Origin of the sequence: Lactobacillus delbrueckii subsp. jakobsenii ZN7a-9 = DSM 26046 (assembly GCF_001888925.1) — a bacterium.
In the GTDB taxonomy this organism is placed as follows: Bacteria; Bacillota; Bacilli; order Lactobacillales; family Lactobacillaceae; genus Lactobacillus; species Lactobacillus delbrueckii.
Window position 1 is genome coordinate 1,565,312 of record NZ_CP018218.1, and the last position, 24,098, is coordinate 1,589,409.

General features: G+C 51.3%; 24 protein-coding genes. All 24 read right to left on the bottom strand.

What is annotated here, in order from left to right:
* Window positions 1–12 precede the first annotated feature (12 nt).
* Window positions 13–987, bottom strand: a complete 975-nt coding sequence (locus tag LJ046_RS07960) for a branched-chain amino acid ABC transporter permease (protein ID WP_002879302.1) — start codon at window positions 985–987, stop codon at window positions 13–15.
* A 14-nt stretch (window positions 988–1,001) separates the two neighbouring features.
* On the bottom strand, window positions 1,002–1,880 hold the full coding sequence (locus LJ046_RS07965; RefSeq protein WP_002879301.1) for a branched-chain amino acid ABC transporter permease: 879 nt from the start codon (window positions 1,878–1,880) through the stop codon (window positions 1,002–1,004).
* Between the two features lie 48 nt (window positions 1,881–1,928).
* On the bottom strand, window positions 1,929–3,152 hold the full coding sequence (locus tag LJ046_RS07970) for an ABC transporter substrate-binding protein (RefSeq protein ID WP_002879300.1): 1,224 nt from the start codon (window positions 3,150–3,152) through the stop codon (window positions 1,929–1,931).
* Window positions 3,153–3,461: 309 nt separating this feature from the next.
* Window positions 3,462–4,727 carry a phosphoribosylamine--glycine ligase gene (purD, locus tag LJ046_RS07975; protein ID WP_002879298.1) on the bottom strand — a complete coding sequence of 422 codons (1,266 nt, stop codon included), beginning with the start codon at window positions 4,725–4,727 and terminating at the stop codon, window positions 3,462–3,464.
* 15 nt (window positions 4,728–4,742) lie between these two features.
* Window positions 4,743–6,284, bottom strand: a complete 1,542-nt coding sequence (purH, locus tag LJ046_RS07980) for a bifunctional phosphoribosylaminoimidazolecarboxamide formyltransferase/IMP cyclohydrolase (RefSeq protein WP_002879297.1) — start codon at window positions 6,282–6,284, stop codon at window positions 4,743–4,745.
* The gene (gene purN / locus LJ046_RS10470; RefSeq protein WP_002879296.1) at window positions 6,285–6,866 is read right to left on the bottom strand and encodes a phosphoribosylglycinamide formyltransferase; all 582 of its coding nucleotides are present in this window, start codon (window positions 6,864–6,866) and stop codon (window positions 6,285–6,287) included. It lies immediately after the preceding gene.
* Between the two features lie 8 nt (window positions 6,867–6,874).
* Window positions 6,875–7,909, bottom strand: coding sequence for a phosphoribosylformylglycinamidine cyclo-ligase (gene purM / locus LJ046_RS07990; RefSeq protein WP_002879295.1), 1,035 nt, complete (start codon window positions 7,907–7,909; stop codon window positions 6,875–6,877).
* Between the two features lie 2 nt (window positions 7,910–7,911).
* Window positions 7,912–9,390 (bottom strand): amidophosphoribosyltransferase, encoded by a 1,479-nt coding sequence (purF, locus tag LJ046_RS07995; RefSeq protein ID WP_002879294.1) that lies wholly within the window; start codon window positions 9,388–9,390, stop codon window positions 7,912–7,914.
* Complete coding sequence (purL, locus tag LJ046_RS08000; RefSeq protein WP_002879293.1) at window positions 9,366–11,588, bottom strand: phosphoribosylformylglycinamidine synthase subunit PurL; 2,223 nt, start codon at window positions 11,586–11,588, stop codon at window positions 9,366–9,368. The genes purF and purL overlap by 25 nt, the downstream gene beginning before the upstream one ends.
* Window positions 11,588–12,262 (bottom strand): phosphoribosylformylglycinamidine synthase subunit PurQ, encoded by a 675-nt coding sequence (gene purQ, locus LJ046_RS08005; protein ID WP_002879292.1) that lies wholly within the window; start codon window positions 12,260–12,262, stop codon window positions 11,588–11,590. Before purQ ends, purL begins: the two co-directional genes overlap by 1 nt.
* Entirely contained in the window at window positions 12,262–12,510 is a 249-nt protein-coding gene (gene purS, locus LJ046_RS08010; RefSeq protein WP_002879291.1) for a phosphoribosylformylglycinamidine synthase subunit PurS, read from the bottom strand. The genes purQ and purS overlap by 1 nt, the downstream gene beginning before the upstream one ends.
* Before the next feature lie 4 nt (window positions 12,511–12,514).
* Window positions 12,515–13,237, bottom strand: a complete 723-nt coding sequence (purC, locus tag LJ046_RS08015) for a phosphoribosylaminoimidazolesuccinocarboxamide synthase (RefSeq protein ID WP_002879290.1) — start codon at window positions 13,235–13,237, stop codon at window positions 12,515–12,517.
* Between the two features lie 308 nt (window positions 13,238–13,545).
* Window positions 13,546–14,841 (bottom strand): adenylosuccinate lyase, encoded by a 1,296-nt coding sequence (purB, locus tag LJ046_RS08020; RefSeq protein ID WP_002879289.1) that lies wholly within the window; start codon window positions 14,839–14,841, stop codon window positions 13,546–13,548.
* A gap of 43 nt (window positions 14,842–14,884) precedes the next feature.
* On the bottom strand, window positions 14,885–16,009 hold the full coding sequence (purK, locus tag LJ046_RS08025) for a 5-(carboxyamino)imidazole ribonucleotide synthase (protein ID WP_002879288.1): 1,125 nt from the start codon (window positions 16,007–16,009) through the stop codon (window positions 14,885–14,887).
* Entirely contained in the window at window positions 15,999–16,466 is a 468-nt protein-coding gene (purE, locus tag LJ046_RS08030; RefSeq protein ID WP_035176700.1) for a 5-(carboxyamino)imidazole ribonucleotide mutase, read from the bottom strand. The genes purK and purE overlap by 11 nt, the downstream gene beginning before the upstream one ends.
* Window positions 16,467–16,648: 182 nt before the next feature.
* Entirely contained in the window at window positions 16,649–16,903 is a 255-nt protein-coding gene (locus tag LJ046_RS08035; RefSeq protein WP_002879286.1) for a DUF2087 domain-containing protein, read from the bottom strand.
* Window positions 16,904–16,912: 9 nt separating this feature from the next.
* On the bottom strand, window positions 16,913–17,047 hold the full coding sequence (locus LJ046_RS10595) for a hypothetical protein (RefSeq protein WP_255217697.1): 135 nt from the start codon (window positions 17,045–17,047) through the stop codon (window positions 16,913–16,915).
* Window positions 17,031–17,798 (bottom strand): MFS transporter, encoded by a 768-nt coding sequence (locus LJ046_RS08040; protein ID WP_231128014.1) that lies wholly within the window; start codon window positions 17,796–17,798, stop codon window positions 17,031–17,033. Before LJ046_RS08040 ends, LJ046_RS10595 begins: the two co-directional genes overlap by 17 nt.
* A complete protein-coding gene (locus LJ046_RS10475) occupies window positions 17,780–18,121 on the bottom strand; it encodes an MFS transporter (RefSeq protein WP_231128015.1) in 342 nt (113 codons plus the stop codon). Before LJ046_RS10475 ends, LJ046_RS08040 begins: the two co-directional genes overlap by 19 nt.
* A gap of 222 nt (window positions 18,122–18,343) precedes the next feature.
* Complete coding sequence (locus LJ046_RS08050; protein WP_231128017.1) at window positions 18,344–18,826, bottom strand: hypothetical protein; 483 nt, start codon at window positions 18,824–18,826, stop codon at window positions 18,344–18,346.
* Window positions 18,827–18,872: 46 nt separating this feature from the next.
* Complete coding sequence (locus LJ046_RS08055; protein WP_231128018.1) at window positions 18,873–19,463, bottom strand: hypothetical protein; 591 nt, start codon at window positions 19,461–19,463, stop codon at window positions 18,873–18,875.
* Window positions 19,464–19,512: 49 nt separating this feature from the next.
* Window positions 19,513–19,770: a hypothetical protein gene (locus LJ046_RS10210; protein ID WP_162138038.1), complete on the bottom strand. Its 258-nt coding sequence runs from the start codon at window positions 19,768–19,770 to the stop codon at window positions 19,513–19,515.
* A gap of 83 nt (window positions 19,771–19,853) precedes the next feature.
* Complete coding sequence (locus LJ046_RS08060; protein WP_002879285.1) at window positions 19,854–21,608, bottom strand: hypothetical protein; 1,755 nt, start codon at window positions 21,606–21,608, stop codon at window positions 19,854–19,856.
* Between the two features lie 183 nt (window positions 21,609–21,791).
* Entirely contained in the window at window positions 21,792–23,930 is a 2,139-nt protein-coding gene (locus LJ046_RS08065) for a type IA DNA topoisomerase (protein ID WP_002879284.1), read from the bottom strand.
* Window positions 23,931–24,098: the final 168 nt, after the last annotated feature.

The window sequence follows — 24,098 nt, forward strand, 5'->3', positions numbered from 1 at the left end:
AGTTCCTCCTCACTACTTGCTTTCTTTTCCGGCTTCTTTCATATCGCCGTCTTGCTTTTTCGTCAAAAGGCGCTTGAAAGAGAATTCCCATTTACCAAACAGACCGCCTGGCTTGAAGATCATGATGATGATCAAAGCGACCGCGTAGAAGACCATCCGCAAAACGCCCAGGCTTTGCAGGGCCGCGTCCAAAACGCCCAAGAGGGTGGTGGCCACGAAGGTCCCGGTAATGCTGCCCAAGCCACCAAGAACCACAAAAATCAAGATGTTGATTGATTCCATAATCCCGAAGGTGGATGGCACGATCGTCTGCAAGTAAGAAGCGTACAGGGAACCGGCGATCGCGGCCGTTGCCGCCCCTAAAACAAAGGCTGACAACTTCCACTTGGTCGTGTTGACCCCCATGGCTTCAGCCGCTATTTCGTTTTCCCGGATGGAGATAACCGCCCGGCCGTCACGGCTGTGGATGAAGTTGACGGTCACGATCGTGGTCAAGCAGACAAAGATGTAAACCACGTCCCAGGTCGCAAACTGAGGGATGTTGAACAGACCAGCTGCCCCGTTGGTGATCTTCATGTTGTTGATCACGATTCTGATAATTTCCGCTGCCCCCATCGTCGCGATGGCGAAGTAGTCACCATGCAGGCGCAGGGTTGGAATGCCGACCAGCAAGGCAACGACGATTGAAATGACCACCCCGACCAGAATTGACAGGTAAAAGCCCCCTGCCGTGTTCATCGTCTGGGTCATGATCCCGGTGGCGTATGCCCCCAGGGCCATGAAGCCGGCGTGGCCCAAAGAGAATTGTCCTGAAAAGCCGATGACCAGGTTCAGCCCGACCGCCAGAATGATGTTGATCCCAATCATTACCAGCATGTTTTCAATGAAGGTATTGATCACGCCAGCCAGCATCAAGGTGTTGATCAGGTAAAAGCCTGCCACCATGAGGATCAGCCAGCAAAGATTGTATTTCCAGTTTTTCTTCATCTGACTTCTTCCTCCTAAACCTTTTCAACTTGCTTCTTGCCAAACAGACCGCCCGGCAGGACAAGCAGGATAACAATCAAAACGATGTAGACGGCCGCGTCTCTGAAGGCTGAGAAGCCCATGGCCTGGACAGCCGTTTCCAGAAGACCGATCAAGAAGCCGCCGACAGCCGCGCCTGGGATGGACCCGATCCCGCCGAGCACGGCGGCAACGAAGGCCTTGATCCCTGGCGTCATCCCCATCAGTGGGTCGATTGAGTTGTAGTACAAGCCGATCAAAACGCCGGCTGCCCCAGCCAGGGCACTGCCCAGGGCGAAAGTAATTGAAATTGTGTGGTTGATGTTGATCCCCATCAAGCTGGCTGCATCGTAGTCAGTTGAAACTGCCCGCATGGCCCGCCCGGTCTTGGTGCAATTGATGATGTACATCAAGCCCAGCATCAAGATCAAGGTCGTAACCAGGATGATCAGCTGGATGTTGGAAATCGTCACCCCGCCCAGGTCAAAATTCTTCCGCTTGATAACCTGTGGGAAGTTCCGCGTGTCTGAAGTGACCAGGTAGGACATCCCGTTTTCAAGAAAGAAGGACACGCCGATGGCGGTGATCAAGGCTGCCACCCGGGGGGCGTTTCTCAAGGGCCGGTAGGCAACAGCTTCAATAATCACGCCGGCCAGGCCACAGACAATCATGGCCGTGATCAAGGCGGTGATAAAGCCAAAGTGCAGGTAGTTGATCGTGTAATAACCCCAGTAAGCACCTAGCATGTAGACGTCCCCGTGGGCGAAGTTAAGAAGCTTCGAGATCCCATAAACGATCATGTATCCCAAAGCCAGCAAAGCGTAAATGCTGCCGAGGGAAAGCCCATTTATCAATTGCTGGAAAAATGTTTGCAAGTTTAAAACCTCCTTAACTTGCCTGTGGCATTACCGGCTAAAAATTAATTACTTAACCGTGTAAGCCTTGTTGATCTTGCCGTTAGTCATTTGTTCAACAACGACTGACTTTTGCGAGTTGTGCTTGGAGTCCATAGTGATCTTCCCAGTTACCCCTTTGAAGTTCTTCAGAGTTGCCAGACCCTTTTGGATAGCGCTTGAAGATACTTCGCCTTCCTTCTTGGCCGCGTCGACGATCATGTAAACTGAATCGTAAGCCAAGGCGCTGAAGGTTGCCGGTTCTTCACCGTACTTAGCCTTGTAGGTCTTCAGGAACTTAACAACTTCAGGTTCCTTGGACTTGATTGAGAAGTGGGTGGTGTAGTAAACGTTAGTGGCGTTCTTCTTACCGGCGATTTGGGCCAGTTTTGGTGAACCCATCCCGTCACCACCAACAACTGGAACGTTTAAGCCCATTTCCCGGGCTTGCTTGAGGATCAGGCCGATTTCAGTGTAGTAGCCTGGCAGGTAGAGGGCATCTGGCTTCTTGCCCTTGATCGTGGTTAGGGTTGAGTTGAAGTCCTTGTCGCCTGATTGGAAGTATTGAGTAGTTACAACCTTGCCGCCCAACTTCTTGAATTCCTTGGTGAAGGACTTGGTCAGACCAGTACCGTAGTCAGTGGAGTTGTCAGCCAGGATAGCCACTCTCTTCTTCTTTAAAGTGTTGTACACGAAGTCAGCTGCCTTCTTACCTTGGAATGGGTCAATGAAGCAGGCACGGAAAGCGTACTTTTGCGTCTGCCCGCTCTTGGTTTGGGTAAATTCAGAGGCAGTGGCTGATGGACCAACCATTGGCACGCCGGCCTTGGTTAGGTTGGCGATTGAAGCAGTCGCGTAAGCCGTGGCTGCCGGGCCGACTTGGGCAACGATCTTGTCGCTGTTGGCCATTTGAGCGGCTACTGAAGCTGCGGTTGAAGTGGATGACTTGTTGTCGCTGATAAACAGCTTAACCTTATAAGTCTTGCCGCCGATCTTAACGCCCTTCTTGTTGATTTCCTGGGCTGCTAATACGACACCCTTCTTTTCTTGCTGGCCGTAGCTGGCAACTGAACCGGAAAGTTCCAGGTTAACCCCGATTCTGATCGTATTGTCGCTGGACTTGTTGCCGGCAGTTGAGCTGGTCTTAGCGGTTGCACAGCCAGTCAGGGCTGCGGCGGACATCATAGTTGCGGCGGCTACACCGAAAGCTTTCTTAAAATTCATGACGGTTTTCCCCATTTCAATTAAATACATTAGACTTCAACTTCTGTTTTTAACGCTTAAACCTAAATTAAAAAGTCTTCACTCATCCAGTGAGTGAAGACTCTTAATCCGGATCATTGAGCTCACTCACAAATGCTAACGAAGAAGAGCTCATTCAGAGCTCTACATAATTTGCAAGAGAGTAATGACGGCAGCTGAGAACAGCATGGCATTATTCATTTGTTGACACATTTGACATTTCATAATTCTCAGCTCCCTTTAATTTTAAGTTGCTTTTATTTTATTTAACTTTCTCCTTAATGTCAAGCTCATTTATCATTTTTGCTTAATTCTCCAGCTTTAAAAGCGCTTGCCGGTTGCCCGGTAGCCGATATCACGCCGGTAGAATGTCTGCGGGATATCCAGCTTGGCCAGGTAGGCATAAACGTGTTCTTGGGCTTCTTTTAAGTCAGCTGCCTCAGCCCGGACCATCAAGATCCGGCCGCCGCTGCCGGCCAAATCAGCAGCCGGGCCGGTTACGTTGGCACAGTCAACGAAAATGCCATCTTCAGCTGGCAATTGGCCCAGTTTTTGCCCCTTAAGCGGCTTCTTCGGATAGCCTTCAGCGGCCAAAATGACACCGAGGACTGCCTCAGCCTTTTCTTCAACGGCTGGCATTTCCTCATCATTTACGCAGGCAGCAACCAGTTCCGCAAAGTCGCTTTTCAAGCGCGGCAAAACAACTTCCGTTTCCGGGTCACCCAGGCGAACATTGTATTCGATCATTTTCGGCCCCTGCTTAGTCATCATGAGGCCCAGGTACAAAACGCCGTGGTAGTCATAGCCGCCAGCCAGCAGACCCTTGGCCGTCGGTTCAACCAACTGATCAACGATTTCCTGGTATTCAGCCTGGCTCAATTGCGGAACCGGGCTGTATGAGCCCATCCCGCCGGTGTTCGGCCCCTTGTCGCCGTCATAGGCCCGCTTGTGGTCCTGAGCCAGAGGCAGGAGGCGGTAATTGCCCCCCTGCATAACGGCAAAGACGGAGTATTCCGGGCCAGTCAGGAATTCTTCAAGAACTACCTGCTTTTGCCCCTTGGCAAACATTTCCGTCAAAGTACTTTCCGCCGTTTCCTGGTCTTCAGCGATGATCACGCCTTTCCCGCCGGCCAGGCCGTCTTCTTTCAAAACGACTGGCAGGCCAAAGTCTGGCAAGGCACTAATGGCAGTTTCTGCACTCTGGAAGGTTTCATAACGCGGGTGCGGCACCTGGTACTTTTCCATGAACTGCAGAGCATAGTCTTTTGACCCTTCCAATTGGGCCGCTCTGGCATTAGGCCCGAAGATCTTCAAGTCAAAAGCATGGAAGTAGTCAACAATCCCGGCTACCAAGGCATCTTCCGGACCCACAAAGGTCCAGGCAATGTCTTCCTTAATAGCAAAGTCCTTCAAGGCCTTGAAGTCGTCTTCTGGAATGCCAGTAGCTTTAACGCCGATCGCGGCCATGCCGGAGTTGCCCGGCGCGCAGAAAACTTCTGCAACGTGCGGGCTCTTCTTCAAAGCGCGGGCAACGGCGAATTCCCGGCCGCCAGACCCGACTACCAAGATTTTCAGCTTGTCTTTCATTTTTTATCAGCCCTTTTAGTGTCTAAAGTGACGGACGCCAGTGAAGACCATGGCAATGCCGTACTTGTTGGCCATGTCGATGGATTCCTGGTCACGGACAGACCCGCCTGGCTGCACGATGGCCTTGATGCCGTGCTTACCGGCATATTCAACGCAGTCGCTGAACGGGAAGAAGGCATCGCTGGCGATGACTGCCCGGTCGTCCAGGGCTTCTGCCGCGTGGTCGATGGCAATCTTTTCAGAGTCGATCCGGTTTGGCTGGCCGGCCCCAACACCCAGGGTGCGTTCATTGTTAGCAACAACGATCGCGTTGGACTTGGTGTGCTTGACTACCTTCCAGGCAAAGAGGAGACTTTCCAGCTGCTCTTGCGTTGGCTTGGCTTCAGTTACGCATTCCCAGTCAGCGAAGTCTTCGTCCAGAACATCCTGGTCTTGCACCAGCAAACCGCCCATGACGGATACAGTTTCCTTGCTGGTCGCTTCGTCCTTCTTGCTGAAGTCCAGCTTAAGGATCCGGAGGTTCTTCTTCTTGGTCTTCAAGGCTGCCAAAGCATCATCATCGTAGTCTGGTGCGATGATGATTTCCAGGAAGATCTTGTGCATCTTTTCAGCAGTTGCCAGGTCAACCTTCCGGTTCAAGGCAATTACCCCGCCAAAAATTGATACAGGGTCAGCAGCATAAGCCCGGTCCCAGGCTTCTTCTAAAGTATTCCCTTGGCCGATCCCGCATGGGTTCATGTGCTTCATGGCCACGAGAGTTGGCTTGCTGAATTCGCGGACGCATCTCAAGGCTTCGTCAGCATCCTTGATATTGTTGTAAGACAGCTGCTTGCCGTTTAATTGTTCAGCCTGCAAAACTGAGAAGGCCTTTGGCAGGGCATCTTCGTAGAGCCAGGCCTTTTGGTGGCTGTTTTCCCCGTAGCGCATGGCTTCCTTTAAGTCGTAAGTTAAAGTCAGCTTTTCCGGAGCAGTTTCGCCGGCCTTTTCAGTCAGGTATTGGGAAATCAAGGCATCGTATGAAGCAGTCAAGCGGAAGGCCTTAGCCGCTAAGCGGGCCCTGGTTTCCAGGCTGGTAGAGCCGTCTTTTTCAATTTCAGCCAAAACCTGGTCGTAGTCAGCCTGGTCAACCACGATCGTTACATCGCGGTAGTTCTTGGAAGCTGACCGCACCATGCTTGGGCCACCGATGTCAATGTTTTCGATAGCTTCAGCCAGGGTCACGTCAGGATTTTCAATGGTCTGCTTGAATGGGTAGAGGTTAACGCAAACCAAGTCGATTGGCGTAATCTTGTGTTCCTTCAAAGTTGCCACGTGTTCCGGCAATTCCCGCCGGGCCAGGAGGCCGCCATGGATGTAGGGGTTCAAGGTCTTGACCCGGCCGTCAAGAATTTCCGGAAAGCCAGTCACATCTTCAACTGAAATAGTTGGGATGCCGGCTTCATCCAAAACTCGCTTGGTACCGCCAGTCGACACGATTTCGTAATCATTGGCCACCAGGCCCTTGACGAAAGGAACCAAGTTGGTCTTGTCTGAAACACTTACAAGTGCACGCTTCATTTATTTGTTCTCCTCTTCAAATTTCAGCAAAGCTTTTCTCAAGGCTTCCGGATACAGGTAGTGTTCACATTCGTGAATTCTTGCTTCCAGAGTATCAACCGTGTCGTCGTCATAGATCGGCACGTGCTTTTGGGCAATGGCCGGACCAGAGTCCAGGCCAGAGTCGATATAGTGAACCGTTACCCCGGTTTCAGCCGGGTGGTCGGCAAAGGCCCGTTCAATTGAGTGCAGGCCTGGGTAAGCCGGCAAATAAGCCGGGTGAAGGTTGACGATTCTGCCTTCATATTCGCTCAAAATCGTTGGCCCGATCACCCGCATGTAGCCAGCCAGGGCAATAAAGTCGATTTGGTAGTCCTTTAAGACTTGAAGGATCTTTTCTTCGTACTTTTGCTTGCCGCCGCAGGACTTGACCGTAAAAGTCACTACCGGTGTGTGGAATTTTTCTGCCCGCTTGATCACCGGAGCGTCCGGGTGGTCACAAAAGAGCAGGGCAAGGTCGCCAGACAGGTCGCCCTTTTGAAAATGTTCGGCCAGAACTTCATAGTTAGTTCCGTTGCCGGATGCAAAAATTGCTACTTTCATTATTCTACCTATTTAATAATGATCTTCTCACCGTCAGTTCTCTCACTCAAGTGGCCAACTTCAAAGACCTTTTCGCCACTTGCCAAAAGCAGCTGCTTGGCTTCTTCTTTCTTGTCAGCCGGTACTGCCAGGATCATCCCCAAACCCATGTTGAAGGTCTGCCAGCAGTCATCATCTGACAAATTGCCGACTTGCTTGAGGTAGTTGAAGATGTCCGGGACTTCCCAGCTGCCAGCGGCAATTTCTGCCCGCAGGCCGTCATTGAACATCCGCGGCACGTTTTCGATGAGGCCGCCCCCGGTAATGTGGGCCACGCCGTGAACCAGCCCTTGCTTGATCAAAGGCAGGACAGACTTGATGTAGATTCTTGTTGGAGCCAGCAGGCTTTCACCCACGCTCTTGCCCTTCAGTTCAGCTGGCTTGTCAGTCAGCTTGACATCATGGTCCTTAAAGAGGATCTTGCGGACCAATGAAAAGCCATTGGAGTGGACGCCACTTGAAGCCAGGCCCAAGAGAACGTCACCAGCTTGCGGAGTGTCAACTGACAAAAGACGGTCTTTTTCCGCTACCCCAACTGTAAAGCCGGCCAGGTCGTATTCGTCTGGGGCGTACATGTCAGGCATTTCCGCGGTTTCCCCGCCGATCAAGCTGGCCCCGGCCTGCTTGCAGCCTTCAGCCACGCCTTGGACAACTGAAGCCAGGAGGGCTGGATCGTTGTGCCCGCAGGCAATGTAGTCCAGGAAAAAGAGCGGTTCAGCCCCTTGAGCCAGGACGTCGTTAACGCACATGGCCACTACATCGATCCCAACGGTGTCATTCTTATCCATCTTTTGGGCGATCATCAGCTTGGTGCCGACCCCGTCAGTCCCGGAAACCAGGACCGGGTGGTCATAGCCCAGGGAATCAAGATCAAACAGACCGCCAAAGCCGCCAATATTGCCCACGTAGCCTGGCCGCTTGGTTGAGGCTACCGCCCCCTTGATCCGGCGTACCAGTTCATAGCCGGCATTAACGTCAACGCCTGCATCCTTATAGCAATTCACGATCATTCACCTCTGTTTTGCTTCTTTAAAATTTCTTCAACCGGTTCCACATTCAGCGGTTCCTTGATTTGTTCTTCGTAGTCGTACAAAGGAGTCGGGTACTTGCCGTCAAAGTAAGCAACCGTAAGGCCCCCGTTTGGCGCGTCACCGGTATCTGGCATGTCGACTGCCTTGATCAGGCTTGGAATGCTCAAAAAGCCCAGGCTGTCGGCCCCGATCAGCTTGCACATGTCGCTGACGCTGTACTTGGCCGCCATCAAGTCTTTTCTTTCAGAAATATCAATCCCGTAGAAGTGCGGGTATTTGAAAGGCGGAGAAGCAATCCGCATGTGGACGGACTTGGCCCCGGCTTCTTTCAGCATCTGCACGATCTGCCGGGAAGTCGTCCCGCGGACGATTGAATCGTCAACGACCACGATATTTTTGCCGCTGACCACCCCGCGGACAGGAGCAAGCTTCATTTTAACCCCCTGCTCACGCAGAGCCTGGGTCGGCTGGATGAAGGTCCGGGCAATATATTGGTTCTTGATCAAGCCCATTTCATAAGGCAGGCCGGCTGCTTCAGCATAACCAGTCGCGGCTGACAGTGAAGAGTTTGGCACCCCGATAACCATGTCCGCTTCTTCTGGAGCTGGCTGTTCCTTAGCCAGCAGTATCCCCATCCGCTTTCTGGCAGTGTGGATGTTAACCCCGTGGATAATGGAGTCTGGCCGGGCAAAGTAGATGTATTCCATTGAGCAGACGGCCAGCTGGGTTTCAGTCGTGTAGTGGTCAATCTTGATCCCATCTTTGTTGATGATGATGAGTTCACCTGGCTGCACATCCCGGACCAGCTTGGCGTGTACCGCGTCAAGGGCGCAGGATTCACTGGCTACGACATAGCTGCCGTTGTCCATTTGCCCTAAAACCAGAGGCCGGAAGCCGTTAGGGTCAAGGGCGGCATAGAGAGTGTCATTGGTCATCAAGAGGAAGGCAAAGCCCCCTTTGACTTCGTTCAAGCTGGCCTTCAAGGCTTCGATAAAAGGCATACGGACCTTGCGACGGATCAAGTGGATCAAGACTTCCGTGTCAGAGCTTGACTGAAAGACTGACCCGGAATCTTCCAGGCGCTTTTTCAGCGTCTTGGCATTGGTCAAGTTCCCGTTGTGGCAAAGGGCGATTTCCCCGTCCTGGAAGTGAAAGAGGAAGGGCTGGACATTGGCCAGGGAGTCTGAACCGGCAGTACCGTAGCGGACGTGGCCGATAGCCATGTTCCCTTTTAAAAAGTCCAGGTCAGCCGGGTTGGAAAAGACTTCTGACAAGAGCCCCCGGTCACGGAACTGGCGGAGCTTCTGGCCATCGCTAGCCACGATCCCGGCCCCCTGCTGGCCCCGGTGCTGGAGGGCATGGAGACCAAAGTAGGTCACGTTGGCCGCGTCAGGAACATTGTAGATCCCGAAAACGCCGCATTCTTCATTTAATCCTTTGATTTCATAAGGCATGGCAGGGCTTCCTCCCAAATTTGCTTCAATTCCGCTACCGGCAAGTCGGCTGCTTGGTCCTTCAAGGTCAGCTTCAGGCTATCGCCAGCAGTTTGGCCGATCTTAACCGCATCAGCTGCCAAAGCTGCAGCAAATTCAGCTGAGTATTCGCTTGGCACGCTGACCAGGAAGCGGCCTGGAGTTTCGCTGAAGAGTTCGGCACTGGTCAAGTCGCAGGCAACTTCTGCCCCAATCCCGTGGCCAAAGCTGCTTTCAGCCAGACTGACAGCCAGGCCGCCTTCGCTTAAGTCGTGGGCGCTGGCCACGTGGCCGGCTTCCATTTGGGCCAAGAGGCGCTTCTGGTAGTCCTTAATGTGGTCTAAATCCAAATCGTTCAAGGACCCGGAGATTTCCCCGGTCAGCATCTTTTGCAGTTCTGAGCCGGCGTAGTCTGCCCCGGTTTGGCCGACCAAGTAAAGATCATCGCCTTCTTCTTGGAAGCTGTCTCTGACCAGGTGGTCCAAGTTCTTGACCAAACCAACCATGCCGACCATTGGGGTTGGGTAGATGGACTTGTCGTCAGTTTCGTTGTAAAGGGAAACGTTACCAGAAACAACTGGAGTTTCTAAGACTTCACAGGCCTTGGCAATCCCCATGACTGAGTGGTGGAGTTCCCAGAAGACTTCTGGTTCGTTCGGGTTACCGAAGTTCAAGCAGTCAGTGATGGCCAGAGGTTCTGCCCCGCTGGCGATGATGTTGCCAGCTGCTTCAACAACGGCCCGCTTGCCCCCGATTTCCGGGTCCAGGTAGATGAAACGGCCGTTGCCGTCAGTGGTCATGGCAATCCCCTTGTGGGTGCCGCGGACCCGCAAAACGCCGCTGTCTTCACCAGGCCCGACGACCGTGCTGGTTCTGACCATGGAGTCGTAGGTCTGGGTGAACATTTCCTTAGAAGCGATGGTTGGCTGGGCCAGCATCTGCTTGTAGGTCTTTGCCAAATCAGTAATCTCAGGTTCCCAGGCCGGCTTAGCCGCGTCATCGATCATGTGCTGCGGCTGCTTTTCTTCGCTTGACTCTTCCAAGACGTCTTCAGTCAGGCTGGTTACCGGGATGTCGCAGACAACTTTGCCGTGGTGGCGCAAAATGTAGTTGTGACCGTTGGTAATCCGGCCGATAACAACGGCGTCAAGGTCGTAGAAGTCGAAAATCTTCTTGACGTCTTCTTCGTGGCCCTTCTTAACGCAAAGCAGCATTCTTTCCTGGGATTCACTCAGCATGATTTCGTAGGCTGACATCCCGCTTTCTCTTTGCGGTACCAGGTCCAGGTTCAGTTCCATGCCAGACTTGCCTTCTGAAGCCATTTCTGAACTTGAGGAAACGATCCCGGCTGCCCCCATGTCCTGGATGCCGACCAGCCAGTCAGCGTGCTTTTGGGTCAATTCCAGGCAGGCTTCAAGCAGCAGCTTTTCCATGAAGGGGTCACCAACTTGGACAGCTGAGCGTTGGCTTTCGTGTTCTGAGTCAAAGGAGTGAGAAGCAAAGGTTGCCCCGTGGATCCCGTCACGGCCAGTCTTGGCCCCGACGTACATTACGGCATTGCCTTCACCTTGGGCCAGGCCCTTTTGCATGTCCTTAACGTCCAAAAGGCCCACGCTCATGGCGTTCATGACTGGGTTGCCCTTGTAGATGTCGTCAAAAGTGAGTTCGCCGCCAACAGTTGGGATCCCCATGCAGTTGCCGTAGCCGCCGATGCCGGCGACAGTTTCGTTTAAAAGCCAGCGGGTGTGGGCGTCATCTAATTCACCAAAGTGCAGAGAGTCCAAAGTAGCAACTGGCCGGGCCCCCATGCTGAAGACGTCACGCAGGATCCCGCCGACACCAGTAGCTGCCCCTTGGTAAGGTTCAACAGCAGTTGGATGGTTGTGGCTTTCAGCCTTGAAAACGACAGCTTGGCCGTCACCGATGTCAACAACCCCTGCCCCTTCACCAGGCCCTTGCAAAATGCGGGGACCCTTGGTTGGGAAGAGACGGAGAACCGGCTTAGACTTCTTGTATGAGCAGTGTTCGCTCCACATGGCTGAGAAAAGGCCGGTTTCAGTGTAGTTTGGCAAGCGGTGCAAAAGCTTGTCACAGATGTAGTCGTATTCTTCTTCAGACAAGCTCCAATCGAGATAAGGCTTCTTTTCTTTGATTTCTTCTGGAGTCATTTCCTGCATCATTACGCTTTTACCTCCGCGTGGTCCAAAATTGACTTAAACAGGCGCAAGCCGTCGGTGTTGCCCAAGAGGGCTTCGACTGCCCGTTCCGGGTGAGGCATCATCCCTAAGACATTGCCTCTTTCGTTGGTGATCCCGGCAATATTGTTCAAAGAGCCGTTCGGGTTTTCCTTTGAGTAGCGAAAAACGACCTGGCCATTGTCTTCGATCTTCTGCAAGGTTTCCGGGTCGGCGTAGAAGGAGCCGTCAGCGTGCGCGATCGGCAGGTTGATCTTCTTGCCCTTTTGGTATTCAGAAGTAAAGATGGTGTCGTTGTTGGCTACTTCCAGTTCAACCGTCTTGCAGACAAACTTCAAAGAGTCATTTCTCTTCAAAGCGCCTGGCAAAAGGCCAGCTTCGGTCAAGATCTGGAAACCGTTGCAGGTCCCAAAGACCGGCTTGCCGGCCTTGGCCATTTCGACAATAGCGGGCATGATATTGGTAAAGCGGGCAATAGCGCCGGCTCTCAAGTAGTCCCCGTATGAGAAGCCACCTGGCAGCATGACAGCGTCAAAGCCGTCCAGGCTGCTTTCCTTGGAAGGAACGTAGGCCACGTCAGCTCCACAAACCGTATGCAGGGCTTTGTAGAGGTCGATGTCGCAGTTGGAGCCCGGGAATTGGATTACCGCAAACTTCATTATTTTTCCTCCAAGATCTTGTAGCTGTAGGTTTCCATGTTGAAGTTGACCAGCAGCCCTTCAGAAATTTCCTTGACAGTTTCGGCTACAGGCTTGTCTCCTTCTTCAATAGTTACATCGAAGAACTTGCCGACCTTGACGCCCTTGACTTCATCGTGGCCCAAAGAGTGAATTGAGTTGGTGATGGCTTCACCTTGCGGGTCGAAAACTGATCGCTTGTAAGTAACGTAAATCCGTACAGTAGTCATTTGCTTAATCCTCCTTGGCCAAGGCATCCTTCAAACGGGCCAAAACTCTTTCGTAAACATCGATCAGGTTGCCAATTTGCCGGCGGTAAACGTCCTTGTCCATGTGGTCCTTGGTTTCCATGTCCCACAGGCGGCAGTTGTCTGGTGAGAATTCGTCAGCCAGGACGACTTCACCGTTTGGCAGGGTCCCGAATTCAACCTTGAAGTCAACCAGCAGCATGCCGGCATCGGCAAAGAGCTTAGTTAGAAGTTCGTTGACCTGGCGGGAGATTTCCCAGATCTGTTCATGTTCTTCATGAGTCAGCAGGTGGAAAGCAATGGCATCTGATTCATTCATCAGTGGGTCGTGCAGGGCGTCGCTCTTCATGAAGAGTTCTTCAACTGGGGTGTCCAGCTTCTCGCCTTCTTCCTTCAAGCCATAACGCTTGCAGAATGATCCAGCCGCGATGTTCCGGGTAACGACTTCCAGGTCGATCATCTTGACCTTCTTGACCAATTGTTCGTTTTTAGACAAGCGCTTGATAAAGTGCGTCTTCACCCCATGCTTCATCAAATATTCGAAAACCAGGCTGGAAATTTCCGCGTCAAGTTCACCCTTGTTTTGGAAGACATCGTGCTTCAAGCCGTCCAAAGCGGTAGCGTCGTCCTTGTAAACAGCGCGGAGCACTTCTGGATCGTCAGTGGTCCACATTTCCTTAGTCTTACCCTGATAAAGCAATTCTGCCATTTTTTACCCTCCGATTAACACGAACTATAATAATTTAAACAGGAATTACTATTCGTAATTTCTTTCTTGAACTAAGGATATCAACTTAAAAAAGTTTGGTCAAGTGATTAGCGAACATTTTTATCTATTATTCAGATTACAATCGGATATAATCTCATTATTTTTGAACAAAAACTTTAGAAAGCGAAAATCAAGGGATAAAACCCGAACAAAAAAGCGGCTCACTTTATGAGTCGCTTTTAATCATCTAGATTTCTCTATCCTTTTATATATTGGCAATCGCATTGAAAATCATTGCCCTTTTACACTTATTCCAAACCTAAGCGCTTGTAGATGTCGTCAACGTGGCGCAGGTGCCAGTGGTAGTCGAAGGCATCGTCAAGATCAGCCTTAGTCAGTTGCTTTTGAATGGTTGGGTCTGCTTCAAGGAGAGGCCGGAATGGAACTTGTTCAGCCCAGCACTTGGCCGTGTATGGCTGGATCAAGTCGTAGGCAGCTTCCCGGCTCATGCCGCTTTCAACCAGCTTGAGCAGAACGCGGCCGGAGTAGATCAAGCCCAATGTCTTGTCCATGTTCTTCTTCATGGTTTCCGGGAAGACATCCAGGTTGGCCAGGATCTTGCCCATCCGGTTGAGCATGTAGTCAAGACCGATGGTGCTGTCTGGCAGGATTACCCGTTCAGCACCTGAGTGGGAGATGTCTCTTTCGTGCCACAGGGTTACATTTTCGTAGGCAGTTACAACATTGCCGCGAAGAACTCTGGCCATCCCGCAGATGTTTTCTGAACCGATCGGGTTGCGCTTGTGCGGCATAGCGGAAGAACCCTTTTGCCCCTTGGCGAAGTGTTCTTCAACTTCGTGGATTTCCGTTCTTTGCAAAGAACGGATTTCCGTAGCGATGTTTTCCAAAGAAGTTGCAACCAGGGCGATGGCAGCAATGTATTCAGCGTGCAGGTCACGTGGCAGGACCTGGGTTGAAATTTCCTGGGCGTGCAGACCCAGCTTCTTGCAGACATATGCTTCAACTTCCGGGTCAACTTCAGCGAAAGTCCCGACGGCACCGGAAATCTTGCCGGCTTCCACTCCGCAGGCAGCATGTTCAAAGCGTTCCTGGTTCCGCTTCATTTCTGAGTACCAGCGGGCGAACTTCAAGCCGAAAGTAGTTGGTTCAGCGTGAATGCCGTGGGTGCGGCCCATGCAGACCGTATCCTTGAATTCAAGGGCCCGCTTGGCCAGGATGTCGATAAAGTCCTGGATATCCTTGCGGAGGATGTCGTTAGCCTGCTTCAATTGGTAGCCCTGGGCAGTGTCAACCACGTCAGTACTGGTCAAGCCGTAGTGCACCCACTTCTTTTCCGGCCCCAATGATTCAGAAACGGTCCGGGTGAAGGCAATAACGTCGTGGTGAGTCATGGCTTCAATTTCGTTGATGCGGTCAACGCTGAACTTGGCGTTTTGCTTAATCTTTTCCACGTCTTCTGCCGGAATGTGGCCAAGCTTGGACCAGGCTTCGTCAGCAGCAATTTCTACTGCCAGCCAGCATTCATACTTCTTTTCATCAGTCCAAATGGCGCCCATTTCTGGTCGGGTATAGCGTTCAATCATTTATTTTCCACCTTTAAAAAATCAACAATAATCTGCTTTTTAATTATACATCCCAAACTTTAGTCTCGGCAATCTCGGCCAAAGTCTTGTCGACATCATCAGTCAGGATCGTCACATGCCCCATCTTCCGGTCTCTGCGGACCTCGCCCTTGCCATAGTCATGGAAGGACCACTGCGGCTTTTCGGCGATCAGATTTTCCGTGCCGGCCACGTGCTGGCCTAAAACATTGACCATGACGACCGGGCTGAGCAGCTTGATCTTTGGCAAAGGCCAGTTGCAAATTGCCCGGTTGTGGACGGCAAACTGGGAGAAGTTGCAGGCTTCAATCGAGTAGTGACCGGAATTGTGGGGCCGGGGGGCCAGTTCGTTGATGACGATTTTATCGTCTTTAGTGACAAACATTTCCACGCCCAAGATCCCGCGCAGGTCAATGGCTTCAGCGATCTTGACGGCAGCGTCCTGGGCCTTTTGGGTCAAGTCCGGGGAAATCCGGGCCGGGACGATACTTTCATGCAGGATTTCGCCCTGGTTGATGTTTTCGCTGACCGGGAAGACCGTGACTTGGCCATCAGAGTTGCGGCCAACCATGACGGAGGCTTCCATACGGAAGTCGACAAATTTTTCCAAAATGCAGTCACCGCAAGCTAAGACATCAGCAGTCTTGTCCAAGTCGGCAGCTGCTTTTAAAACAACCTGGCCCTTGCCGTCATAGCCGCCTTCACAGGTCTTTAAAACAGCTGGCAGACCCAAATCATTAACAGCAGCGTCCAGGTCAGCCCGGTTCTTGACCGCTCTGAACTTGGCCACTTCACAGCCAGCACTTTGGATAAAAGTCTTTTCCCGGATCCGGTTGTTGGTCGTGTAAAGGAGCTTGGTCCCCTGCGGGATAAAGACCTGGTCCTTGACGCTTTCCAGGGCATCCAGGTCCACGTTTTCAAATTCATAGGTCAAGACATCGCTTCTAAAGGCCAGTTCATGGATGGCGTCGATATCACTGTATTCAGCGACGATCTGATCATCTGCGGCCTGGCCAGCCGGGCAAGCCGGAGTTGGGTCCAGGATGATGACCTTCATCCCGCTGGCCTTGGCATCAAAAGCCAGCATTCGCCCTAATTGCCCCCCGCCAATGATGCCGATCGTTTGACCGGGCTTGATTTTAATAGACAAGGTCTGCACTGCTTTCTTTGGCTTGGTCGTGCATTTCCTTGCGGTAGTCCACGATCTTTTGCTGGAGTTCTTTATCTTCGATGCCTAAGATCTGTATGGCTAAAAGAGCCGCGTTCTTGACGCCGGCCGAGCCGATGGCAGTCGTCGCTACAGGGATGCCGGCTGGCATTTGCACGATGGAAAGAAGGGAGTCCATCCCGCCTAAAGCGCTGGTCTTGGCTGGGCAGCCAATTACCGGCAAGGGAGTGTTGGCGGCGATCATGCCTGGCAGGTGGGCAGCCCCGCCAGCGCCGGCAATGATCACCTTAGTACCGTTTTCCGCTGCTTTTTGGGCAAAAGCGAACATTTCCTCCGGCATTCTGTGCGCTGAAATAACCTGCTTGTCGTAGTCAACCCCGAACTTGTCTAGCAACTTGCAAGCTTCCTGCATATAGCCCCAGTCTGACTTGGAGCCCATCACAACACTGATTCTACTAGTCACGATTATTCCTCCTGTCTGCTTTCCCTTAGGATAACAGAAAACCGGACTTTTTTAAAGAGAAAGATGAACTATTGCTCGTGAATGCGGTTAAATCATTCGCTTTTAATTAAAAATCGTAAAAAAAACACCACCATGTAGTGATCTTAAATGCCATAAAATCAATCTTCCTTTTCTGCCCGCCAGTAATGATGACCATAAGGGTCCCGTTCCAAGCGGCCCGTGTCAACCAAGTAGCGGCGCAAAATCGCGTAGTCGTCATAGACTGCCGCCAAAATCTCATTGACTTTCTTTTCAGTATAGTCCCGGCCAAATTCAAAATGATCGATCAAAGCATCAAACAAGGCATCTTTCGCCTTTTGCTTGCGGGGAATGACCTGCAGACGGCCAGACTTGAAAAATCCTGTAATCTCCATTTAAATTTCTTAAACTTCCAACTTCTTACTCTGCATGCCTAAAATTGCCAGCAAAAAGATAACTAAGCCCAAAACAGCCAGACTTACCCAGGCAAAGCCGATGCCATAGTGGTCGGACAAAAAGCCGTTAATTGCCAAAATCACGACTTCGGCGCCCGCGTCCAAGGCATTGGCAACAGACAATAATAGTCGCCCGGCGGTTCTCTGTTTGAATCGTCGTTTGCAAAACAATCCCGCCCAGCATGTTTTCCAAGCTGCCAAACATGGTATGGAGCATAAACAAGGCGAGAGACCCATAATACCAGTTTTTCAAGCCAACCACGCCGAGCAAAGTAGCAGCCATCATTACCGTGCTGACAACAATCAAGCGGGTCTGTCCTTTATTAGACAGCGGCTTTTTGGACACATAGCGGTTGTAAAGGGAAATCGCCAGCATCCCGGACAGACTCATCAAGACAGAAATCGTCCCGGAATTAACAGTCTTGCCCCTTTGAAAGTACATCTGCCACTGGTCAAGCGGGCCGGCTGAAATAATTGCCACAGGAAGCAGAAGCAAGATCCAGGCAAAAGTTTTCTGCTCCTGCTTGACCATGTATTTTACATCGGCAACCAAGTTCAACTTTGGCATCCCTTCTTCCGCCTCAGCCAAGTTTTGGCTGTCATATTTCAAGAGAGGGATGATGGTCAAACTGGTCGCGAGCAAAAAGGCCGCGCCGATCAGCAAGGGCAGGTCCAGGCGGATATTGCCTAAAATATTAGCCCCAACGAAGGTGGCAGCCATGGTCAAAGGCGTGCCAATAAGACTGTAGCCAGAGAAAATCGCGCCAAGCTGGTCTTTTTCGCCATGCTCAATGGCCTTGTTGGCAATCCAGGAAGTCATGGTGCCCGATTGCAAGGAATCTCCCCCAGCGCGGTCAAGACCCCGCTGAGTGTCATCCACAATAAATTCATGGGACTGAGTGCCAAAATTATTAAACCTAAGGCTCTGATGATCCCGCTGGCCATGATCGTTTTTAAATAACCAAATTTGTCAGCAATGTAGCCGGATGGTATTTCGGCAAAAAAGGTGACTAGCCAGAAAATCTCCAAGAAAAGATTGATCAAGCTATAGCTGTAGCCGTTATGCCGCATAAACAGGTAAATCGTTCCGCTCCATAACGAGGTCCCCACCGTATATAAGATGCTGATGTAGTAAAAAATATACTTGTATTTTTTCATCGCTCCTCCAGTTTGTTATCTCCATAAATCCGCTCTTACCGCGACTAAGTATACCTCCTTAATTTACCATCTTTCTAAAAAAGTTCCATCTTTTTCTTCATATTATATTAATAATAATGTACTCCTTTATCATCATCCCGCGCAAAATAAGCTTTCACTTATTATTTTTAGATAAAAAATGCACCAGGCAGTTATCCGCCTAGTGCATTTCAGTAAGAATATTTATTTTTTAAGAGCCTGCTCTTGAGGCTGTTTCGCCATATTCGAGTCAAAAACTTCTGCCCGCTTGTTTATGGCTATATAGATCTTTGACTTGTAAGAAGCCAGGCCCTCTACTTCCCGCTTGGCATTGAAGTGGTAGTAGTTGACCAAGTTACCCTTGGCATCAATCTTAAACAGGTAATCGTTAAAAGCAATGTAATAGCACTTGTGGGCAACATTGTAAGTAAAGCCCTGTACCTGGCTGGAGTTAGAGACCAAGTCACCATTCGTGGCGGCTGCTTCTTTAACCTTGAAGCTGTTGCCCGCCCGGGTGATCTTCCAGATTTCAAAGCGGTGCTTGGACTTGCCGTGGAACAAGACCAGCATGGTGTTGTCGTCAATCACGTCCTCGTTTAAGAAGTGGCGGTTGTTTTCCCGCTTGCCGTTGCTGACGGCAAAAGTCCAGATCCGCTTGACCTGCATGTCCTTCTTGTCAATATGCAAAAGCTCGTTTGACCGCAACTTTTTGGTATGGTTCCAGTTGGCCAGCTCATAGATATAACGGGAAGTTGACCCAGCAAACTATGTGCCCCCGGGCTCCGTACTTGGATGATTCAGGCCCGCCATAAAAGTTGGTCGTAACCATATCCTGGCCGTACACGTCCAAACCCTGGACATTGCCCCGTACATTGGTCTCCTGGCTTCCTTCCAGCAGGCTAAAAGAATTTGGCTCATAAAACTTAGTGGTCAATTTAGCCGTCTTCTTGCCATGCTTGTCAGTCCCGACGTAAGTGTGCGAGCTACCCTGGGCATTGTAGTTGCCTCTAAAAGCCAGTTCATGCGGGAACCAGGTCTTGCCAACATTGCCGCCCTTGCCCAGCTTGGCATCAGCCTTGGAAATCCCTTCATTGGCATCGCTTCTGACCGTCACCGCGACCTTCCCGCTGGCCTTGCCGTAGCGGTAAGTCACCACGTACCGGCCCGGCGTCTTTTCAGAAATCCGGTCGGCCGACCGCTTCACCGAATTAACGTCAACCACACTGCCGTGCTTGTCTGTCACGTAGTTGATGGAATCAGTCGTCACGAAGCCGCTGGTATCCAGCTGGTTGTTGACCAAGCTGACGCTCTTAACCAAAGACATCTTACTTCTGGCAAAAGCCCGCTCGCTGACATAGCCGACCCCGCGGCCGTCAACTTAGACATAGTAATACCGTCTGCCCCGGGCGAGTTTGTAGGATCGGGACTGGACATGGGCCCACTTGAATTCTTTCGTAGTGGCCAGCTTCTTGCCAAACTTCCAGGCCAGCTTGGTCTTTTTCTTCTTGCCCTGCCAGTCTTGACCTTACCTGCTTTAAGCTGGAATAGATCCCATAGTTCTTCTTCCCATCGATCACCTTGGTCGACAGCTTCTCACTCGCGGCTGCAACTGGCTGACCAGCTTTAAACAAACGGCAATGGCCATAAATGCGGCTGAAAATACCAGCCCCTTCTTTAATTTCATTCTTCCTATACTCACAATCATTAGACTCAACTATTTTGTAATATGATCCACTTTCAAAGTTTCCGTCGGATGGTTCAAGTTGACGTAGAGCTCACCTTTGTAGCTGCTCAGGCCTTCAAATTCCCGGCCAGTGTCAAACTTGTAGTAGTTCAAAAGCTTGCCGGCCTCCGTGCCGCCATATAAGCCTGCCCCGATCTTAAAGAGGTAGTCGTTAAAGGCGATGTAGTAAACGTCATAGGCGCTGTCCCAGACAAAGCCCTGGACTTCAGGGTGGACTTCAGCGGAATTGCTGATGGGGTCGCTGCCGGTTCTGATGAGGTCGCTGCCGGTTGCCCCAACTTCCTTAGCCTTGAAGCTGTCACCGCTTCTGCTGATCTTCCAGTATTCATAGCGGTGCTTAGAAGCATTGTGGAAGAGGGCAAGCAAAGTGTTGTCGTCAATCACGTCCGCGTTGAGGAAAATCCGCGGATACTTGGCTGACCCGTTCCAAACCTTGAAGGTCCATATCTTGTCAATTTCCATGGTGGACTTCTTGACCCGGATCAGTTCCTGGGAGTTGGACCAGTTGTTGGACCGGTTCCAGTTGGCCAAAACGTAAACATACTTCTTGGTGCTGCCGACTGACTGGCCATGGCCCAGCTTCATGTATGGGCTGACCTTGATGTTCTTGATATAGCTCAGCCAGGTGTTGAAGCTCAGAATCTTGCTTGGAATCAGCTGCCAGTTGCACTTCTTGACCCCCCGCATGTTATAGACCCCCCGCATGTTGTAGTAAACCATGTGGCCCCGGGCCTCCCGGCTGTCGGCCTGGCCTAAGTCAAGGTTGCTGGTCACCAGGTCATTGTCATAAACATCAATCCCTTGAACGGCACTTGATACCTTGGCCTCCAGGTTGCTTGAACCTGGCGCGCTCAAAACTGCCGGATGATAGAAGATGGTTTCAATATCCGCGCCTTTAGCGTTGCCAGACATGTTGGTCGCCCAGTACGTGTGGGAGCTGGAAACCGCATCTTTTGAAGTAGTAGTTGAAGATGAGGACAATCTGGCCCCGTCGTTGGCTGACCAGGTCTCAAGCTTTGGCAAATCAGTTTTCACCGGCGTTACATCAGCCGAGCTGATCCCTTCTTTGGCATCCCCGCGTACCGTCAGCTTGCTGGTCGCCTTGGCCTTGCCGTACTTGAAGGTCAAAACTGCCGTCCCGGCCTTGCGGCTGGATACATAGCCAGTATCAGAAATATTCAATTTAGCAGACTTGCAGCTGATCTCAACTGAATCATTGTCAACCAGACTGCCGTGCTGGTCAGTCACGTAGTTAATCGCGTCTTCGGCATTAAAGCCAACTGAATCAGACGGGTTGTTGACCAAGCTGACCTGGGAAACCACATTAGCTTTCGAAAGGGCAAAAGCCTTCTCATTCACGTAGCCAACTGGCCGGCCGTCAACGTAGATGTAGTAGTAGCGCTTGCCACCCTTAACCTTGTAGGACTTGGACTGAACGTGAGCGTATCTGAAGTCAGCCGAGGCCGCCAATTTCTTGCCGAACTTCCACTCCTTCTTCTTCTTGACCGTGTACTTCTTCTTTCCCTTGCTCTTTGTCTTGACCTTCTTAGTTACCTCTTCCAGCTTGAGCGAAGAATAGACCTGGTAGCTCTTGTTACCCATGATCTTGGTCACAAGATCGGTCTTCGTGCTCTTACTATAGTCTTTGCTGCTTGCTTGCACCTGACTGGCCAGGCCGGCCATCAGTGCCGCACTGGTCATCATGCACAGGGCAAAACGTCTCATCAAACTCTTCCCTCACTTCTAAAAATACAAAACTCATAAATCTATGGTTATTAACAAAAAGCACCCAGATAATTTACACTTTTATCACGAAATGCCTTTTCATACTTTACCACAGTTTTCGGACGCTATTTCATTTGTAAAAAATTTGTTAACTCATTTTAAGAAATATTGCTTTTGCAAAAATCAGTCAAAAACCAAAGAGAGCTTGTCCCCTTCCAGCTGCAGCTTGGCTGAATACCGCTGCCCGCTCTTTTTAGAGACAAAACCGTCCAGCTTGTCAGTCTTGCCCTTGCTGATCAAGGTCTTCACAATCCGCTTGCCCATATTCTTGCCGGCAAACTTCTTGGGCAAGGTGAAATGGCATCCGCCCCGGTAATTACTGCAGCCATAAAACTTGCCCTTGTCAGTAATTTCCCCTTGCTTGCAGACCGGGCAAAGTCCGATTGCCGCGGCTTCGGCTTGCCGGGTCTGGGCTTCTTCCTGCAAGCCCTGATCAACCTGGATCTTGCCTGGCACTTCTGTAATCATCTTTGAAATGAATTTCTTGATCTGCCCTAAAAAGTTATCCTGGCTCCGCTCTTTGGCCCCGACTTGCTTTAAGGCCTTTTCCCACTGGGCCGTCATCTGCGCGCTGACTAAGAGTGGCTCAGCTTCCGCCGCCTTGCAGAGGATGGTCCCTTCCGGGGTAACCGACAATTTGTTTTGCCGGCTTTGCATGTAGCCCCGCTTCTTCAAAATTTCGATGGTGCTGGCCCGGGTAGCTTCCGTCCCGATCCCTTCAACGTCCTTTAAAATAGCCTGGGCCTCTTCATCATCCAGGGTCTTGCCGGCCGTCTTCATGGCCGTGATCAAGCTCCCTTCCGTAAACTTAGCCGGAGGCTTGGTCTCTTCTTCTTGCTCTTTCAATTTCGCCGTCAGTTCCTGGCCGACTTCCAGGGGCGGCAGCTGGGCATCTTTAACCGGCCCTTCCAGAATCTTCCAGCCCAGATTCACGCTGACATTGCCGCTGGCTTTAAAAGTCAATTGGCCGACATTAATCAAAGCCGTGGTCTTCTCATAGACATAGGCCTTTAAAAACATCTCCAAAGTTCGCCGCAAGACCAGGTCATAGACCTGCCCCTCCAGCTTGGACATTTTGCCCATTTGTGCCTGGCTGGGCACGGTCTTGGTCATGATGATGGCGTGGTGCTCCTGGACCTTGCCGGAGTCGACATAGCGCTTCTCCGCCTTTAAGGGCTTCATTTGCTCTTTGACTTCTGCAGAATTTGGCAACAGCCCCTGGTAGCGGTCCAGGTTCTGGGCCAGGTAGGCATACTCATTGTCCGTAATATAATTGCAGTCTGTCCGCGGATAGCTTAAAAACTTATTTTCATACAAATTCTGCACAGCCTGTAAAACCTGGCTGGCTGAAGCATGGTAGCGGCGGTTGGCTTCCGTCTGCAGGCTGGACAAGGAGAAGAGGCGGGGGCTGGCCTGGCTCTTTTGCTCCTTGTCCACCTTGGACACCTGGCCAGTCTGCTTGCCCAGACTTCCCCCTTTAGCCAGCAAAAACTGCTCCAGTTCTGCCGGGCTCTTAAATTTCGTTTCCGGCAGCAAGCGGCCGGTAAATTTCTTTCTTCCCTGCCAAAAATCGGCCATGAGCAACCAGTACTTCTCCGGCTTAAAATTGGCAATCTCCTGGTCACGCTCATAGACCATGTACAAAGTTGGCGTCTGCACCCGGCCGATTGAATAGGTCCCCTTGACCCCCTGCTTTCTTAACAGCAAGGTAAATAAGGGACTGCCGTTCATCCCGACCAGCCAGTCACTGATCTGCCGGGTCTGGGCTTCCTTATAGCGGTAGTAGTAGTCCCAGCCTGGCCGCAAGTTCTGGAAGCCTTCCCTGATCGCGGCTTTTTCCAGTGAATTGATCCAGAGGCGGAAAAGGCGCTTCTGTTTCAAATCGATCCCCGCCTGCCGCATAATGGACCAGGCGATGTTTTCCCCTTCACGGTCACTGTCCGTGGCAATCACGATCGTATCTGCCCGCTTGAGCAAATTAGCGACAATATTGAACTGCTTCTTCTTGTCCCGAGGAACCAGGTACTTGTACTGGTCGGGAAAAATCGGCAACTTCTTTAAAGACCAGCGCTTGTAGCTGGCGTCATAGGCTTCCGGCAGGGCCATTTCCACTAAATGGCCAAAACCATAAGTGATCACCGTGTCTGCCGGCAAGATCGGGTCCGCCACCTTAATTTGCCCTTCCCCCTTCTGGCTTTGGGCGAAAGCGGCCGCGTATGCCCGGGCCTGGCTGGGCTTCTCTGCTAAAATTACCGTCGTCATTACATTTCCTACCTTGTGTTAAAAATCCCGAGCAAATAAAAAGGCCCCGGCCAAGTGGCCAGGATTGCTCGAACAAACGTTTAATATTTGTTCCATTATAGTTTACTTTTGCCGGCTTGGCAAATTTTCTGCGAATATAACAAAAAAATCACCGAGGCAAGCCTCAGT

Coding starts and splice junctions, on each gene's coding strand:
- LJ046_RS07960 (WP_002879302.1), bottom strand. CDS start 987: ATGAAGAAAAACTGGAAATACAATCTTTGCTGGCTGATCCTCATGGTG.
- LJ046_RS07970 (WP_002879300.1), bottom strand. CDS start 3,152: ATGTATTTAATTGAAATGGGGAAAACCGTCATGAATTTTAAGAAAGCT.
- purD (WP_002879298.1), bottom strand. CDS start 4,727: ATGAAAGACAAGCTGAAAATCTTGGTAGTCGGGTCTGGCGGCCGGGAA.
- purH (WP_002879297.1), bottom strand. CDS start 6,284: ATGAAGCGTGCACTTGTAAGTGTTTCAGACAAGACCAACTTGGTTCCT.
- purN (WP_002879296.1), bottom strand. CDS start 6,866: ATGAAAGTAGCAATTTTTGCATCCGGCAACGGAACTAACTATGAAGTT.
- purF (WP_002879294.1), bottom strand. CDS start 9,390: ATGCCTTATGAAATCAAAGGATTAAATGAAGAATGCGGCGTTTTCGGG.
- purL (WP_002879293.1), bottom strand. CDS start 11,588: ATGATGCAGGAAATGACTCCAGAAGAAATCAAAGAAAAGAAGCCTTAT.
- purQ (WP_002879292.1), bottom strand. CDS start 12,262: ATGAAGTTTGCGGTAATCCAATTCCCGGGCTCCAACTGCGACATCGAC.
- purS (WP_002879291.1), bottom strand. CDS start 12,510: ATGACTACTGTACGGATTTACGTTACTTACAAGCGATCAGTTTTCGAC.
- purC (WP_002879290.1), bottom strand. CDS start 13,237: ATGGCAGAATTGCTTTATCAGGGTAAGACTAAGGAAATGTGGACCACT.
- purB (WP_002879289.1), bottom strand. CDS start 14,841: ATGATTGAACGCTATACCCGACCAGAAATGGGCGCCATTTGGACTGAT.
- purE (WP_035176700.1), bottom strand. CDS start 16,466: ATGGGCTCCAAGTCAGACTGGGGCTATATGCAGGAAGCTTGCAAGTTG.
- LJ046_RS08035 (WP_002879286.1), bottom strand. CDS start 16,903: ATGGAGATTACAGGATTTTTCAAGTCTGGCCGTCTGCAGGTCATTCCC.
- LJ046_RS10475 (WP_231128015.1), bottom strand. CDS start 18,121: ATGAAAAAATACAAGTATATTTTTTACTACATCAGCATCTTATATACG.
- LJ046_RS08055 (WP_231128018.1), bottom strand. CDS start 19,463: ATGTCTTTGGTTAAGAGCGTCAGCTTGGTCAACAACCAGCTGGATACC.
- LJ046_RS08060 (WP_002879285.1), bottom strand. CDS start 21,608: ATGAGACGTTTTGCCCTGTGCATGATGACCAGTGCGGCACTGATGGCC.
- LJ046_RS08065 (WP_002879284.1), bottom strand. CDS start 23,930: ATGACGACGGTAATTTTAGCAGAGAAGCCCAGCCAGGCCCGGGCATAC.